This window comes from Janibacter hoylei PVAS-1 (assembly GCF_000297495.1).
GTDB classification, from domain to species: Bacteria; Actinomycetota; Actinomycetes; order Actinomycetales; family Dermatophilaceae; genus Janibacter; species Janibacter hoylei.
The window spans coordinates 1-15,273 of record NZ_ALWX01000033.1 but is presented as its reverse complement, the minus strand read 5'-3'; the positions used below and the strand labels follow the sequence as shown (position 1 = coordinate 15,273).

The following is a 15,273-nucleotide window of genomic DNA, read 5'->3' as shown; positions in this document are numbered from 1 at the left end:
GCGTGGCCGAACCTCGAGATCGGCGGGGGACGTGGCGTGTGGCAGGCCGGGCGGTGGGTCGTGAGGAGCGCCCCGACCGCTCCGCTAGGTGACGTTGACGCCGCGGCCCGGGGGCGCCGACTCCAGCCACGAGCGGACGGCGGGGTAGATCTTCGGCTCGACCGCGAGGTCGGCGAGGTGCCCCTCCTCCCCCGTCAGCCGCAGCGAGACAGCGGCCGCGAGCCCTGGCATCGAGACCGACTCGGACGACGGGGTGGAGATCTCCAGGCCCTCACGGTCCCAGGAGTAGCTGGCGTGGGTCGACAGACCGCTGACGCGGAACCACTCGAGGCTCTCGGAGCGCAGACGCAACAACCCAAGTCGCCATCGAGGCGACCCGGGCAGTCGGAGTGCACAGGGACAGACGGGGCCGTGCGCGGCCAGCGCCCGTCGACGCAGCCAGAGCAGGACGAGCCACAGGGCGATGACGACACACCCAGCGAGGAGGATCACCTCCACCGCGCCCAGGGTCGTCATCGCGGGTCAGCTCTTGGCCGGCGGCTGGACCGTCTCGGCGACGATCGTCACGTTGTCGTGGTCGACGGACAGGAAGCCACCGTCGATCGTCGCCGTCTGGTCGCCCTCGGTGGAGTGGATGACGACGTCGCCCTCGATGAGGACGCCGAGCAGGGGGGTGTGACCGGGCAGGATGCCGATCTCGCCTTCGGTGCTGCGGGCGCGCACCATGGTGGCCTCACCGGACCAGACCTTGCGGTCGGCGGCGACGAGTTCAACGTTGAGGGAGCTCACGGGGGGGTCCTTCGTCTCGGTACGGCGGCAGGCTGTCATCGTAGCCCGCCGGGGTGATGGGTCTGCGCGCGCCTCAGGAGACGACGAGCGAGAAGTAGTCCTGCCCCATGCCCAGGCTGACCATCCGCACGACCGAGTAGCCCAGCCACACGAGGACGAGGGTCAGCACGATCTTGGGGTTGAGCCAGTCGAGCAACCTCTCGGTGGGTCGTCGCCGCACGAGCGCGACCGCGGTGTAGACGACCAGGCCAGCGGCCATCGCCATGCCGATCGGGCCGAAGAGGTTGTACTCGAAGGCGGTGAGGACGTCGCCGTGCGCCATGTGCACCCACGCGCGCGTCATGCCGCACCCCGGGCACGGCAGGCCCGTCAGCAGGCGCAGCGCGCACGTCGGGTCGCCGGAGTCGACCGACTGGACCGGCCAGGCCCGAGCGATGACCAGCCCGACGAGGCTGATCGCGGCGAGTACCGGCACGATGGCGCGCTGGGTGATGCCCACGCCCTTCGCCAGGTGGACCTGCTGGTGCTGCGGCGGCACGACGGGCTGGGTCATCGCAGCGGGCGCCCGTCGACGTCGACCATCTTGCGGGTGGCGACGAGGACGATGTCGATGATCGTCCAGATCGTCATGCCGCCACAGGTGACGAGCTTGAGGACGCCCAGCCCGACCTGCCCGAGGTACATGCGGTCGACACCGAAGCCCCCGACGAGGACCGACAGGAGCAGCGTCGTCATCCACTCGCGGGTGGAAAACAGCCCGGGGACCTGCGAGGCCGGGAACCAGTTGTCCGAGCCCTCCCCGCGGACCGGGCTGTCGCCCTTGAGCTGGCCGTTGGTCGCCATGGCGGCGAGCTCAGTCAGCCCGTAGGGCCCGTACTCCTGTCCCATGACGTTGACGTGGTACCGCCCGCTCGACGGCTGCTGCGGAGCCTGGTAGCCACCCGGGGCACCCTGCGGCGGCTGGCCGTAGGGCTGCTGCTGACCGTAGGACTGCTGCTGGCCGGGGGGCTGGTAGCCGGACGGCGGCGGCGCCTGCTGCGACTGCCCGCTCTGAGGCTGCTGGCCCGGGGGCGGCGGAGGTGCGTAGGGCTGCTCGCCGGAAGTCGTCATGGCCGCCAGTGTACGGGCAGGCCCGCGTGCGGCCCAATGCCGTCCGACCGGGGGCGGCCCTCCCCCGCGACGGCGACGGCCGCCCCCCTTCGTGACGAAGGGAGCGGCCGTGGCCGTGCTGCGGGTGGGTCAGAGGCTCTTCTGGATCTCCGCCCACTGGCGCTCGACGTCGTCGAGGCCACCGCACATGAAGAAGGCCTGCTCGGCCACGTGGTCGTACTCACCGTCGGCGATCTTGGTGAAGGCCTCGATGGTGTCGGCCAGCGGGACCGTCGACCCCTCGATGCCGGTGAACTGCTTGGCGACGTAGGTGTTCTGCGACAGGAAGCGCTGGATGCGACGCGCCCGGTTGACGAGGATCTTGTCCTCCTCGGACAGCTCGTCGATACCGAGGATGGCGATGATGTCCTGCAGCTCCTTGTTCTTCTGCAGGATCGACTTCACGCGGACCGCGGTGTTGTAGTGGTCCTCCGCGATGTAGCGACGGTCGAGGATGCGGCTCGTCGAGGTGAGCGGGTCCACGGCCGGGTAGATACCCATGGACGCGATCTCACGGTTGAGCTCGGTCGTCGCGTCGAGGTGCGCGAAGGTCGTCGCCGGGGCCGGGTCGGTGTAGTCGTCGGCCGGCACGTAGATCGCCTGCATCGAGGTGATCGAGTGACCACGCGTCGAGGTGATGCGCTCCTGGAGGACGCCCATCTCGTCGGCGAGGGTCGGCTGGTAACCCACGGCGGAGGGCATGCGGCCCAGCAGCGTGGAGACCTCGGAGCCGGCCTGCGTGAAGCGGAAGATGTTGTCGATGAAGAGCAGCACGTCCTGCTTCTGGACATCGCGGAAGTACTCCGCCATGGTCAGCGCGGACAGGGCCACGCGCAGACGCGTGCCCGGCGGCTCGTCCATCTGGCCGAAGACCAGGGCGGTCTGACCGAGGACGCCGGCCTCCTCCATCTCGACCATGAGGTCGTTGCCCTCACGGGTGCGCTCGCCGACACCGGCGAAGACGGAGACACCGCCGTGGTCGCGCGCGACGCGGGCGATCATCTCCTGGATGAGGACGGTCTTGCCGACACCGGCACCACCGAAGAGGCCGATCTTGCCACCCTGGACGTAGGGGGTCAGCAGGTCGATGACCTTGATACCGGTCTCGAACATCTGGGTCTTCGACTCGAGCTGGTCGAAGGCCGGGGCGGAGCGGTGGATGCCCCAGCGCTCGTTGACCTCGAGGGTCTCGCCCTCCTCGAGGTTGAGGCAGGCGCCGGTCGCGTTGAAGACCTTGCCGAGGGTGACGTCGCCGACGGGGACGCTGATCGGGCCGCCGGTGTCCTGCACCTGGCCGCCGCGGACGAGGCCGTCGGTGGGCTGCAGGGAGATGGCGCGGACCATGTTGTCGCCGATGTGCTGGGCGACCTCGAGGTTCAGCGTGCGGGTGGTCTCCCCGAGCTGGACCTCGGTGGTGAGCAGGTTGTACTGGTCGGGCATCGTGTCGGCGCTGAACTCGACGTCGACGACCGGGCCGGTGACGCGGGAGATGCGCCCGACCCCACCCGCCTGGGTGGTGTTCTCTTCGGTGACGGTGGCAGTCATGGGTTCTCTCTACCTTCTCACTTGGACTCGGCCAGGGCCCCGGCCCCGCCGACGATCTCGGAGATTTCCTGGGTGATCTCGGCCTGACGGGCCTGGTTGGCCAGTCGGGTGTACTTCTTGATGAGCTCCTCGGCGTTGTCCGTCGCCGACTTCATGGCGCGCTGGCGCGCCGCGAGCTCGGAGGCAGCCGCCTGGAGGAGGCAGTTGAAGATGCGCGCGTTGACGTAGCGCGGCAGCAGCGTGTCGAGCAGCTCCTCGCCGCTCGGCTCGAACTCGTAGAGCGGGTAGAGCTCGTCCGCGCCCGGCTCCTCGACGCCCTCGACGACCTCGAGCGGCAGCAGCCGGATGACCTCGGCCTCCTGCGTCACCATCGAGACGAAGCGCGTGTAGACGACGTGGACCTCGTCGACGCCGCCCTCCTCGTACTCCTTGACGAAGTCCGCGACGAGCCGCTCGCCGATCTCACGGGCGTTCTCGAAGCTCGGCTTCTCGGACGAGCCGGTCCACTCCGCGACGAACTCCTTCTTGCGGAAGGAGTAGTAGGAGACCGCGCGACGACCCACGAGGTACGTCTGGACCTCCTTGCCCTGGTCACGAAGGGCGGCGGAGACCCGCTCCCCCTCCTTGAGGACGTTGGAGTTGTAGCCGCCCGCGAGGCCGCGGTCGGCCGCGATGACGAGCACCGCGGCACGGCGCACGTTTTCCGGCTCGGTGGTCAGCGGGTGGTCCTCGTCGGAGTACGTGGCCACGGCCGACGCCGCGCGGGTGAGTGCGCGGGCGTAGGGCGTGGACTCACGCACGGCCTGCTGGGCCTTGACGACCCGCGAGGCCGCCATGAGCTCCATGGCGCGCGTGATCTTCTTGGTCGCACTGACGGACCGGATGCGCTGCCGGTACTCCCGGATCTGCGCTCCCATGTGCTTCCGCCTCTCTGGTGGTCTGTGGTCGGCTCAGGGCCGGCGGTCGGGGGCTGCTGCCCCCGGTCGGGCGCCGCTGACGGCGCCCGACCGGTGGTGGGTCAGCGCTTCTGCTTGACGATCTGGACCTGCTCGGAGTCCTGGGCGTCGTCGCCCGACTCCTCCGCCGAACCGACCGGGACGTCCTCCTTGTTGGAGGGGACGAAGCTGTCGCGGAAGGTCTTGATCTCGGCCTCGAGGGCGGAGATCGTCGAGTCCTCGAGCTTGCCCGTCTCCTGGATGCCCTCCATGAGGTCGTTCTTGTTGCGCCGCAGGTGGTCGAGGAACTCGGCCTCGAAGCGACGCACGTCCTCGACGGCGATCGGGTCCAGCTCACCGGTGGTGCCGGCCCAGATGGCGACGGCCTGCTCGGGGACCGGGTAGGGGTCGGCCTGCTTCTGCTTGAGCAGCTCGACGAGGCGGGCGCCTCGGGCCAGCTGCTGCTTCGACGCGGGGTCGAGGTCCGAGGCGAACATCGCGAAGGCCTCGAGCGCGCGGTACTGGGCCAGGTCGAGCTTGAGGCGACCGGAGACCGACTTCATCGCCTTGGTCTGCGCGGCCGAGCCGACACGCGAGACCGAGACACCCACGTCGATGGCGGGGCGGACGTCGGAGTTGAAGAGGTCGGCCTGCAGGTAGATCTGGCCGTCGGTGATCGAGATGACGTTGGTCGGGATGTACGCCGAGACGTCGCCCGCCTTCGTCTCGATGATCGGCAGACCGGTCATCGAGCCGGCGCCCATGTCGTCCGAGAGCTTGGCGCAGCGCTCGAGCAGACGCGAGTGCAGGTAGAAGACGTCACCCGGGTAGGCCTCGCGGCCCGGCGGGCGGCGGAGCAGCAGCGACATCGAGCGGTAGGCCTCGGCCTGCTTGCTCAGGTCGTCGAAGACGATGAGGACGTGCTTGCCCTGGTACATCCAGTGCTGACCGATGGCCGAGCCGGTGAAGGGGGCGAGGTACTTGAAGCCGGCGGCGTCGGAGGCGGGAGCCGCGACGATCGTCGTGTACTCCATCGCGCCGGCCTCCTCGAGCGTGCCCTTGACGGACGCGATCGTGGAGCCCTTCTGGCCGATGGCGACGTAGATGCAGCGGACCTGCTTCTGCGGGTCGCCGGTCTCCCAGAACTGCTTCTGGTTGATGATCGTGTCGACCGCGACCGTGGTCTTGCCGGTCTGGCGGTCACCGATGATCAGCTGACGCTGGCCACGGCCGATCGGGGTCATGGCATCGACCGACTTCAGACCGGTCTGCAGCGGCTCGTGGACCGACTTGCGCTGGACGACGGACGGGGCCTGCAGCTCGAGCGCGCGGCGCTCCTCGGCCTCGATGTCGCCGAGGCCGTCGATCGGCTGGCCGAGCGGGTTGACGACGCGGCCGAGGAAGTTGTCACCGACCGGGACCGAGAGGACCTCGCCGGTGCGCTTGACCGTCTGGCCCTCTTCGATCTTGGAGAAGTCGCCGAGGACGACGACACCGATCTCGTGGACGTCGAGGTTGAGCGCGAGGCCGAGGGTGCCGTCCTCGAACTCGAGCAGCTCGTTGGTCATGGCCGAAGGGAGTCCCTCGACGTGGGCGATGCCGTCACCGGTGTCGGTGACGCGACCGACCTCTTCGCGGGAGGCCGCGCCCGGGTTGTAGGACCGCACGTAGCCGTCCAGGGCGTCCCGGATCTCCTCCGGACGGATCGAAAGCTCCGTCATGTTGTCTTCTCCTCGTTGCCGGCCGCTGTGTCGGCCGAGTATGTGGTCTGCATGGGTGGTCTGACCCGGGCTGTCAGCCGGCCAGGTGGCGCTTCGCCTCGTCGAGACGTCGCAGGACGGTCCCGTCGACGACCTCGTCGCCGATCTGGACCCGGATCCCGCCGATGACGTCCTCGTCGTGGACGATCTGCAGCTGGACGGGCTTGCTGTAGATCTGCTGCAGCGCGCCGGCGAGCCGGGCGTGCTGCTCCTGCGTGAGGTCGACCGCGGTCGTGACGACGGCAGTCAGCTGCTGGCGACGCTCGGCCGCGATGTCGAGGTACTCCTCGAGCGTGCGGTCGAAGCGACGGCCCCGGGGGGCGAGCACCGACTGGCGGGCCAGTCGGACCGTCTCCGGACGGGCCTTGCCCTGCAGCAGTCCGGCGACCAGGTCCGCCTTGCCGGCGGCGTCGCCGGAGCGGTTGCCGATGGCGTCGCGCAGCTCGGGGTTGCCGGCCACGATGCGCTCGAAGCGGAAGAGCTCGTCCTCGACCTGGTCGATCGCGCCGGCATCCTCGGCCCCCTTGAGGGAGGCCTCGACGGCGAAGCGCTCGACGGTGTCGGTGAGGTCGCGCTCCTGCGCCCATCGCTGGGCGACGAGCACGGCGACGATGCCGACGGTCTCGTTGGAGACCTTGCCGTGCAGCAGCCGGGTGATGAGGTCCGCCTTGTCCTTCCCCTCGCGAGAGGGGTCGGCGACGCCGCGACGCAGGGTCGCGTTGTCGTCGAGCAGCGCGGTCACCGCGAAGAGCTCGTCCGCCACGACGGCCGGGTCACCGGACATCAGGACCGTCTCGAAGGACTGACGCCCTTCGGCCACGGCTGCGCGGGAGGAGCCTCGCATCAGGCGTCACCCTGCTGGGACTGACCGACCTTTTCGGGCTGGACCTGACCGGACTCCAGCTCGGCCAGGAAGCGGTCGATGAGACCCGCACGGCTCGAGGAGTCCTGCAGCTCGTGGCCGACGATGCGACCGGCCAGGTCGGTCGACAGGCGACCCACCTCACCGCGCAGCGAGACGGCCGCCTGCTGGCGCTCGGCCTCGATCTGCTTGTGCGCCGACTCGGTGATGCGGTTGGCCTCGTCCTGGGCCTGACCACGCATCTCCGCGACGATCGCGGCGCCCTCGGCGCGCGCGTCCTCACGGATCTTCGCGGCCTCGGCACGGGCCTCGGCCAGCTGGGCCTCGTACTGGGCCTTGGCGGCCTCGGCCTCGGCCTGGGCGTTCTCGGCCTGGGCGATGCCACCCTCGATCGCGGCGTGACGCTCGGCGTAGGCCTTCTCGATGTTCGGGACCACGTACTTCGCGACGACGAAGTACAGGATCGCGAACATGACGAGACCGAAGACGAGCTCCGGGATGTGCGGGATGAGCGGCATGCTCTCCCCTTCGGCCGCGGCGAGACCCACGACCGACGAGGCGGTTGCGGTGATGTGCACGGGTACTCCTAGTTACTGGTGCCGATGACGGATGGCCGTTGCCGGCAGGCTCAGAGGAAGAAGAGCACCAGACCGAAGATGGCGAGGGCCTCGGCGAGGGCGAAGCCGAGGATGGCGATCGGCTGCAGCAGGCCGCGGGCCTCGGGCTGACGGGCGACACCGTTGATGTACGCGGCGAAGATCAGACCGACGGCGATGGCCGGGCCGATGGCGGAGAGGCCGTAACCGATGAGCGAGAGGTTGCCGGAGATTTCCACGATGATTCCTCTTTCGTGTTTCTGTGATCCGCCGCGGGGTCTGTCCCACGGGGAAGTTCTGGGTGGTGGTGCTATGCAGTTGTAGGTGCGGGGTGCCGACTCAGTGGTCGTCGGCCAGAGCTCCGGCGATGTAGCTGGAGGTCAGCAGGACGAAGACGAAGGCCTGCAGGAACTGCACCAGGGCCTCGAAGAGGACCATGACGCCGGCCATGAGGAAGGTCGGCAGGGACAGGAACTTCAGCAGGATGCCGCCGTCGAGCAGGAAGTAGGCGCCGGCGGTGACGAAGAGGTAGATGACCATGTGACCGGCAAACATGTTGCCGAAGAGTCGCAGGGCCAGCGTCAGCGGCCGGGTGATGAAGTAGGTGATCAGCTCGAGCAGGAAGACGACGGGCACGATCCAGCCCGGCAGCCCCGGGGGCACCATGTGCTTGAAGTAGCCGACGAAGCCCATCTTCTGGAAGCCGATCCAGTGGTAGACCACGTAGACGACCGCGACGAGGGCGATCGGGAAGCCGATCTTGCCGGTGACCGGGTTCATCGCGAAGGGGAAGATGCCCATCAGGTTGTAGAAGAGCACCATCGTGAAGAGGGTGACGATGAGCGGCACGAACTTGCGGAACTCCTTGGTCCCGATCATGTCGCGCGCCACGCTGTTGCGCGGGAAGTTGTAGAAGCCCTCGAGGAGCCACTGCCCCTTGCTCGGGACGACGGCCGCCTTGCGGCTCAGGGTGATCAGCGCGATCGAGACGACCGCTGTGACGATGGCGGCCCACGCCATCTGGTTGGTGACGACGATGCCGCCGACCTCGAAGAGCGGCTGCCAGAAGATCTCCGGCGTCGGGGAGTGGAACTCCCCTCCACCGGCAGCAGGCAGCGCGGGCGCAGTCAGGATCACTGGTTCTCCTCGTTGTGTGGCTGGGCACCGAGCGTCGACGCAGTGGCGCGGTCGGGGTGGGGTGCCTGGGACGTACCGTACCGGAGCCAGATCACGTACAGCGACAGTGCCATACCGCCGACGACTCCGATGATGACGAGGAACGACGTCCCCAGCCACCGATCGAGCAGCCAGCCGATCGCGCCGTACAGGATGGGCCCGGTGATCAGGTGGGCGAGGACCGTGGCGGCCATCGCGTCGGATGCGGCCGCAGGATGGGGCCGCGTCGGGTCGGAGCGATAGCGCTCGGCGCTCGCCGCAGACTCCTCGGCGCTCGGGAGCGCCTTGGTCACGAAGCGAGGAGTCTCCCCCTTCGGCCGCCGGGCCAGGGCACTCATGCGCCGGCTCCAACCGGGTGGACCAGGTGACGGCTGCGGACGTAGCCCGCGACGACACCCACCTGGAGGAGGACGGTCGCGACGATGGCGGAGAGGGCAGCGGTGCGGCCGTCGAGCCACGACATCTCGCGCAGGACCGCGACGGCCGCGACGAGGAGGATGAGCTGGCCGAGGTAGACCACCCCGGCACCGGCCATCGACGTCCCGACGTCACCGGCCACGATGAGCGAGATCGCCATGAGTCCGGTGAGGACGACGAAGAAGGCGAGGAGCGACCCGGCGAGGGCGCTCAGGGCGCCGTCGGCCCCCTTCGCCACGGCACCACCCGCGGTGGCGAGCGCGGTCCCGATGACCCCGGCGACGAGGACGCCACGGCGCATGCCCGGCACGGGGCTTCGGCGCTGACTCGTCGTCATCGGCTCATTTCGGGACGGGAGCTGGGGTGCTCTTCGGGTCGGACCAGACGGTCCGGCGGGCGCTTGTGAAAGTTTACACAAGCGTCCCGAGGGCCACCAATTCCCAGCAGTGCGGCCCCTCACACGTCGATCCGCTGCCCCTGGTCGTCGTACTCCTTGGGCCGGTGCCCCGGTGCCGAAAACCGCGGCAGCCAGGTCGTCAGACTCGCCGCCAGCGCGAGCATGAGCACTCCCCCGACGGCCGCGACGAGCGGCGGCAGGACGACGAAGCTCACCGAGCCCAGCGCGACGACGCCACCCCACAGCCACAGCAGGAGGACGGCGCGACGGTGCCCGTGCCCGATGCGCAGCATCCGGTGGTGCAGGTGCTGGGCGTCGGCCTGCCAGGGTCGCTGACCGCGGGCGGTGCGACGGGCGACGGCCCACACGACGTCGAGCAGGGGCAGCAGCATGATCGAGATCGGGATGAGCAGCGGCAGGACCGTGGCCGCGACCTGGTTGGCGCCGAGCTGGCTCACCTGGGCCGGGTCGATCTGGCCGACGTTGAGGATCGCGGCCGCCGCGAGCAGCAGCCCGAGCGTCAGCGCCCCCGAGTCGCCCATGAAGAGCTTGGCGGGGAAGACGTTGTGCGGGAGGAAGCCCAGACAGGCTCCTGCGAGCGCGGCGGAGACGAAGGTCGCCCCGGAGAAGACGTTGGGCGGCGCATAGCTGGCGGAGATGAGGTAGCTGTAGATGAAGAAGGCGATCGCCGCGATGGCCACCAGCCCCGCGGCGAGCCCGTCGAGGCCGTCGATGAAGTTCACCGCGTTGATGCACAGCACGACGATGAAGATCGTCATGAGCACGAGCAGCGGCGCCGGCAGCACGGTGACGACCCCGAGGGGCAGCGAGAAGAACTGCACGCCGGCGAAGGCGATGATCGCCGCGGCCACGAGCTGGCCGCCGAGCTTGGTCAGGGCGTCGAGCTCGCGCACGTCGTCGATCGCCCCGACGAGGCAGACCACGCCGGCGCCGATGAGGATGCCGATGAGCTCCCCCGACTCGAAGACCTGCCGGAGGAAGGGCATCCGCCAGGCGACGAGCGTCGCCGCGGCGTAGCCGAAGAACATCGCCACCCCACCCAGGCGCGGGATGGGCACGACGTGCACGTCGCGCTCGCGCACCTCGGTGAAGGCACCGACCCGGATGGCGACCGTCCGCAGCAGCGGCACGAGGACATAGGTCGTGACGAGCGCGGTGAGGAAGACGAAGACGTACTCCCTCACCGCTGCCCCCCGACACTCGTGGTTTCGAGGCTCCTCGCAGAGCTCCTCACACCTCAACCACCGTTGGGATCAGCGGGGGTAGGCCGGGAAGGTGGTGACGAGCTCGCGCACCTGGGCCCGCACCTCGCGCGAGACGGCGTGCTCCGGGTCGGCGTCGCCCGTCGTGACCGCCGTGTGGATGAGCTCGGCGATCTTGACCATCTCGTCCGTGCCCATGCCCTGCGTCGTGACGCACGGCGTGCCGACGCGGATGCCGGAGGCGACCGAGGGCTTCTGCGGGTCGTTGGGGATGGCGTTCTTGTTGAGCGTGATGCCGGCCGCGTCGCAGCGCGCCTCGGCGTCGACACCGGTGACGCCGACGCCCTGCAGGTCGAGCAGCGACAGGTGGGTGTCGGTGCCGCCGGTCGTCGGGCGGATGCCGCGCCCCCGCAGCTCGTCGGCGAGCACCTTGGAGTTGGCGATGACGTCGGCCGCGTACTGCTGGTACTCGGGCGTCGCGCACTCCTTGAAGTTCACCGCCTTGGCAGCGATCGTGTGCATCTGCGGCCCGCCCTGCATCATCGGGAAGATCGCCTTGTCGAGCGCCTTGGCGTGCTCCTCCTTGCACACGAGTGCACCGGAGCGGGGGCCGCGCAGGACCTTGTGCGTCGTGAAGGTGACGACGTCGGCGAGCGGGACCGGGCTCGGGATCGCCTTGCCGGCGACGAGGCCGATGAAGTGCGCCGCGTCGACCCACATGATCGCGCCGACCTCGTCGCAGATCGCGCGGATCCGCTCGAAGTCGAGCAGTCGCGGGATCGCGGAGCCGCCGGAGCAGATGACCTTGGGCCGGTGCTCCTTGGCCAGACGCTCCATCTCGTCGTAGTCGACGTCCTCGGTCTCGGGGTGCACACCGTAGTGGACGGCGTCGAACCACTTGCCGGAGAAGGAGACCTTGGTGCCGTGCGTGAGGTGGCCACCGTGCGGCAGCGACATCGCGAGGATCTTCTCCCCCGGCTGGAGGAAGGCACCGTAGACCGCCTGGTTGGCGCTCGCCCCGGAGTGCGCCTGGACGTTGGCGTGCTCGGCACCGAGCAGGCTCTTGGCGCGCTCGATCGCCAGGTTTTCCGCCTTGTCGACCTCGGAGCAGCCACCGTAGTAGCGCCGGCCCGGGTAGCCCTCGGCGTACTTGTTGCTCAAAGTCGAGCCCAGTGCCGTGAGCACCTCGGGCGAGGAGATGTTTTCGCTGGCGATGAGCTGCAGGCCCCCGCGGATGCGGTCGAGCTCGCTGGTGAGCACACCGGCGATCTCCGGGTCGAAGGCGCTCAGTGCGCCGAAGTCGGAGCCGTAGAAGGTGTCGTCGGTCATCGCGGTGCCTCCGGGTCGGGGGTGGTGTCGGTCGTCGGGTCGTGCACGTCAGCGGTCGGGCCGCCGTCTGCGGGGAGATCTTCCCACTGCTCGTCGTCGCCGGCACCGGCGCCATGGCGCGGGCGGTGCAGACGGGCCTCCTCGGCGGCCGCGACGACGGGGTCCTCGTCGTGGTACTCGGGCAGGTCGCCGGGCTGCGGGTCGTCGAAGGGGGGGCACGCCCCCCTTCGTCGTCGGCCCGGTCGAAGCCGTCGCCGAGGATCTCCTCGAGACGGTCTCGACCGATCGCACCCAGGCGCAGGACCTCGGGTCGCTCGCCCGTGCAGTCGATGATCGTCGACGGCTCGAGGCTGGTGCGCGGGCCGCCGTCGAGGTAGACGCTGACGACCGGGCCGAGCTGCACGGCGGCGTCGGTGATGGTCGTGGCGGCCGGCTCGCCGGTGCGGTTGGCGCTCGTCACCGCCATCGGGCCGGTCTCGCGCAGGACCTCGAGCGCGATCTCGTCGTCGGGCATGCGCAGGGCGACGGTGCCGGCGGTCTCGCCGAGGTCCCAGTGGAGGGAGGGCTGGGCGAGCAGCACGAGGGTGAGCGGGCCGGGCCACAGCTCGTCGATGAGCCGGCGGGCCCAGTCCGGGACGGCCCGGGCCAGCCCGTCGACGGTGCGCACGTCGGGGATGAGGACGGGCGGGGGCATCTCGCGGCCCCTCCCCTTCGCCATGAGGACGTTGGCGACGGCCGCCGGGTCGAAGGCGTCGGCCCCGATCCCGTAGACGGTGTCGGTGGGGATGACGACGATCTCGCCGCGGCGGACGGCGTCGACCGTGGTGGCGACGCTCCCGGTGCGGTCGTCGGAGGTCGCATCGACGACTGGACTCATGCGCCACACCCTAGTCGGCTGCAGCCGGTCCCCGACGGGCGCCTGCGCCGCGCCGGGCGGTCGTCGTCCGGGCGCGGCCGGTGAGGTCGGCGTGGTCGGCGACGTCGCTCCAGTCGCCGGTCGCGGCGAGCGCGCGAGGCAGGCTCTCGCCCTGGCTGTCGGCGTGCTCCATGACGAGCCGGCCGCCCGGTCGCAGCAGGGCCGCCGCGGTGGCGGCGACGGCGAGGGGGATGGACAGACCGTCGTCGCTGCCGCCGTAGAGCGCCATGTCGGGGTCGTGGTCGGCGACCTCGGGGTCGAGCGGCACCATGCCGGCGGGGATGTAGGGCGGGTTGCTCACGACGACGTCCACGCGGCCGACGAGGCCGGCGAGCCCGGGCACCTCGCGCGGGTCCGCGGTGGCGTCGGCGGCGACGAGCGCGACGGGCAGACCGGTCGCCTCGACGTTGCGGGCGGCCCAGGCGAGGGCGAGGTCGCTGAGCTCGACGGCCGTGACCTCGGCGTCCGTCTCGTCGGCGACGGCGAGCGCGAGTGCCCCGGAGCCGGTGCACAGGTCGACGACGATCGGCCGGTCGGTGGCCGGCAGTGCGGCGATGACGTGGTCGACGGCCTGCTCGGTCTCCGGGCGGGGCACGAAGACCCCCGGCCCGACGTGCAGCTCGAGCCGGCGGAAGGGGGCGGTGCCGGTGAGGTGCTGCAGCGGCACCCGGGTGGCCCGCTCCTCGACGAGACGGCGCAGCCGCTCGGCGGCCGCGTCGTCGAGCTCGCCGCCGAGGACGAGCCGGCGCTCGACTTCGCCCCGGTCGGCGCCGAGCACGTGCCCGACGAGGGCGAGGGCGTCGGCGCGGGGTGAGGGCACCTCGGCCGCGGTGAGCGCGGCTGTCGCCTCCGTCAGCGCCGAGCGGAGGGAGGTCACTCCCCTGCCCCGGCGAGGGCGGCGAGGCGCGCCTCCTCGTCGGCCTGCACCGCGGAGTCGACGACCGGGTCGAGGTCGCCGTCGAGGACGGCGTCGAGGCGGTTGGCCTTGAATCCGGTGCGGTGGTCGCTGATCCGGTTTTCGGGGAAGTTGTAGGTGCGGATCCGCTCGGAGCGGTCGACGGTGCGCACCTGCGAGGCGCGGGCCTCCTTGGCCTCGGCCGCCGCCTCGTCCATGGCCATCTGGTGCAGGCGGGCGCGCAGCACGCGCATCGCCGACTCCTTGTTCTGCAGCTGGGACTTCTCGTTCTGGCAGGAGACGACCGTGCCGGTGGGCAGGTGGGTGATGCGCACCGCGGAGTCGGTCGTGTTGACCGACTGCCCGCCGGGCCCGGAGGAACGGTAGACGTCGATCTTCAGGTCGTTGGGGTCGATCTCCACCTCGACGACGTCGCCGACGTCGGGCATGACCCAGACGCCCGCGGCCGAGGTGTGGATCCGGCCCTGGCTCTCGGTGACGGGGACGCGCTGGACGCGGTGGACTCCCCCTTCGTACTTGAGGCGGGCCCAGGGCGCGGCGCCGGGCTCGGGGGTCCCCTTGGCCGCGACGGCGACGCGCACGTCCTTGTAGCCGCCGAGGTCGGACTCGGTGGCGTCGAGCAGGCGGGTGGTCCAGCCGCGCTTCTCCGCGTGCCGCAGGTACATGCGCAGCAGGTCACCGGCGAAGAGGGCCGACTCCTCTCCCCCTTCGCCCGCCTTGATCTCGAGGATGACGTCACGGTCGTCGTCCGGGTCGCGCGGGATGAGCAGGCGGCGCAGCCGGTCCTCGAGGGCGGCGACGGCGGCCTCGAGTGCGGGGACCTCCTCGGCGAAGGCGGGGTCCTCGCCGGCGAGCTCGCGCGCCGCCTGAAGGTCGCCGATGGCGAGGTCGAGCTCCCGCTGCACGGCCACGACCGGGGTCAGCTCGGCATAGCGACGGTTGACCTCGCGCAGCCGGTCGGGGTCACCGATGACGGCCGGGTCGGCCAGGGCGTGCTCGAGCTCGGAGTGCTCGGCGAGCAGTGTCTCGACGGACTCGAGCACGGGGACCTCCTGGCGGGTGGGTGGGGGCGGCGGTGGCTGGAGACGACGATGCGCCGGCCAGCCCGAGGGGCTGACCGGCGCATCGAGGTGACTACTTGGCCTCGGTCTTCTGGCCGTAGCGCTTCTGGAAGCGGGCCACGCGACCACCGGTGTCCATGATCTTCTGCTTGCCCGTGTAGACGGGTGGCACTGGCTGCAGAMCTCGGCGCGGATCTGGTGG

General features: G+C 70.3%; 18 protein-coding genes and 2 pseudogenes. 1 reads left to right on the top strand and 19 read right to left on the bottom strand.

All coding sequences use genetic code 11. From position 1 onward, the window contains the following. Window positions 1–84: 84 nt before the first annotated feature. The 15 genes from B277_RS16785 to B277_RS07700 all read right to left on the bottom strand — a co-directional run bounded on the left by B277_RS16785 (window position 85) and on the right by B277_RS07700 (window position 12,178). Window positions 85–516, bottom strand: coding sequence for a DUF2550 family protein (locus B277_RS16785; RefSeq protein ID WP_007926974.1), 432 nt, complete (start codon window positions 514–516; stop codon window positions 85–87). A 6-nt stretch (window positions 517–522) separates the two neighbouring features. Next, window positions 523–789: a F0F1 ATP synthase subunit epsilon gene (locus B277_RS07770; RefSeq protein ID WP_007926972.1), complete on the bottom strand. Its 267-nt coding sequence runs from the start codon at window positions 787–789 to the stop codon at window positions 523–525. A 73-nt stretch (window positions 790–862) separates the two neighbouring features. Next, window positions 863–1,342 (bottom strand): DUF2752 domain-containing protein, encoded by a 480-nt coding sequence (locus tag B277_RS15945; protein ID WP_007926969.1) that lies wholly within the window; start codon window positions 1,340–1,342, stop codon window positions 863–865. Next, window positions 1,339–1,899 (bottom strand): NINE protein, encoded by a 561-nt coding sequence (locus B277_RS18390; protein WP_007926960.1) that lies wholly within the window; start codon window positions 1,897–1,899, stop codon window positions 1,339–1,341. The genes B277_RS15945 and B277_RS18390 overlap by 4 nt, the downstream gene beginning before the upstream one ends. 129 nt (window positions 1,900–2,028) lie before the next feature. Then, window positions 2,029–3,483, bottom strand: coding sequence for a F0F1 ATP synthase subunit beta (gene atpD, locus B277_RS07750; RefSeq protein WP_007926958.1), 1,455 nt, complete (start codon window positions 3,481–3,483; stop codon window positions 2,029–2,031). Window positions 3,484–3,500: 17 nt separating this feature from the next. After that, window positions 3,501–4,400 carry a F0F1 ATP synthase subunit gamma gene (locus tag B277_RS07745; RefSeq protein ID WP_007926956.1) on the bottom strand — a complete coding sequence of 300 codons (900 nt, stop codon included), beginning with the start codon at window positions 4,398–4,400 and terminating at the stop codon, window positions 3,501–3,503. A gap of 101 nt (window positions 4,401–4,501) precedes the next feature. Next, window positions 4,502–6,139, bottom strand: a complete 1,638-nt coding sequence (gene atpA / locus B277_RS07740; protein WP_007926955.1) for a F0F1 ATP synthase subunit alpha — start codon at window positions 6,137–6,139, stop codon at window positions 4,502–4,504. Window positions 6,140–6,212: 73 nt separating this feature from the next. Continuing rightward, window positions 6,213–7,022, bottom strand: coding sequence for a F0F1 ATP synthase subunit delta (locus tag B277_RS07735; RefSeq protein WP_007926953.1), 810 nt, complete (start codon window positions 7,020–7,022; stop codon window positions 6,213–6,215). Further along, on the bottom strand, window positions 7,022–7,618 hold the full coding sequence (locus B277_RS07730; protein WP_007926952.1) for a F0F1 ATP synthase subunit B: 597 nt from the start codon (window positions 7,616–7,618) through the stop codon (window positions 7,022–7,024). Before B277_RS07730 ends, B277_RS07735 begins: the two co-directional genes overlap by 1 nt. A gap of 50 nt (window positions 7,619–7,668) precedes the next feature. Further along, window positions 7,669–7,875, bottom strand: a complete 207-nt coding sequence (locus tag B277_RS07725; RefSeq protein ID WP_007926951.1) for an ATP synthase F0 subunit C — start codon at window positions 7,873–7,875, stop codon at window positions 7,669–7,671. 100 nt (window positions 7,876–7,975) lie between these two features. Beyond that, window positions 7,976–8,773 (bottom strand): F0F1 ATP synthase subunit A, encoded by a 798-nt coding sequence (atpB, locus tag B277_RS07720; protein WP_007926950.1) that lies wholly within the window; start codon window positions 8,771–8,773, stop codon window positions 7,976–7,978. Next, window positions 8,770–9,105 carry an AtpZ/AtpI family protein gene (locus tag B277_RS07715; RefSeq protein ID WP_157986912.1) on the bottom strand — a complete coding sequence of 112 codons (336 nt, stop codon included), beginning with the start codon at window positions 9,103–9,105 and terminating at the stop codon, window positions 8,770–8,772. Before B277_RS07715 ends, atpB begins: the two co-directional genes overlap by 4 nt. 41 nt (window positions 9,106–9,146) lie before the next feature. After that, window positions 9,147–9,566 carry a hypothetical protein gene (locus tag B277_RS07710; protein WP_128276979.1) on the bottom strand — a complete coding sequence of 140 codons (420 nt, stop codon included), beginning with the start codon at window positions 9,564–9,566 and terminating at the stop codon, window positions 9,147–9,149. 119 nt (window positions 9,567–9,685) lie between these two features. Next, on the bottom strand, window positions 9,686–10,831 hold the full coding sequence (locus B277_RS07705) for a glycosyltransferase family 4 protein (RefSeq protein ID WP_007926947.1): 1,146 nt from the start codon (window positions 10,829–10,831) through the stop codon (window positions 9,686–9,688). A 69-nt stretch (window positions 10,832–10,900) separates the two neighbouring features. Next, complete coding sequence (locus B277_RS07700) at window positions 10,901–12,178, bottom strand: serine hydroxymethyltransferase (RefSeq protein WP_007926946.1); 1,278 nt, start codon at window positions 12,176–12,178, stop codon at window positions 10,901–10,903. Window positions 12,179–12,219: 41 nt separating this feature from the next. On the opposite strand from B277_RS07700, the gene B277_RS19855 reads away from it, so the two are divergent. Then, window positions 12,220–12,555 carry a hypothetical protein gene (locus B277_RS19855; protein ID WP_007926945.1) on the top strand — a complete coding sequence of 112 codons (336 nt, stop codon included), beginning with the start codon at window positions 12,220–12,222 and terminating at the stop codon, window positions 12,553–12,555. Here B277_RS19855 and B277_RS16780 read toward each other — a convergent pair. The 4 genes and pseudogenes from B277_RS16780 to rpmE form a co-directional block, all read right to left on the bottom strand. After that, window positions 12,495–13,055 (bottom strand): annotated as a pseudogene (locus tag B277_RS16780) (L-threonylcarbamoyladenylate synthase); the annotation flags it as partial. The gene B277_RS19855 and the pseudogene B277_RS16780 sit on opposite strands and share 61 nt — an antisense overlap. Window positions 13,056–13,065: 10 nt before the next feature. Further along, window positions 13,066–13,971, bottom strand: coding sequence for a peptide chain release factor N(5)-glutamine methyltransferase (gene prmC / locus B277_RS07685; RefSeq protein WP_007926942.1), 906 nt, complete (start codon window positions 13,969–13,971; stop codon window positions 13,066–13,068). Beyond that, complete coding sequence (prfA, locus tag B277_RS07680) at window positions 13,968–15,053, bottom strand: peptide chain release factor 1 (protein WP_007926936.1); 1,086 nt, start codon at window positions 15,051–15,053, stop codon at window positions 13,968–13,970. Before prfA ends, prmC begins: the two co-directional genes overlap by 4 nt. 91 nt (window positions 15,054–15,144) lie before the next feature. Further along, window positions 15,145–15,273: pseudogene (gene rpmE, locus B277_RS17450) on the bottom strand (50S ribosomal protein L31); the annotation flags it as partial.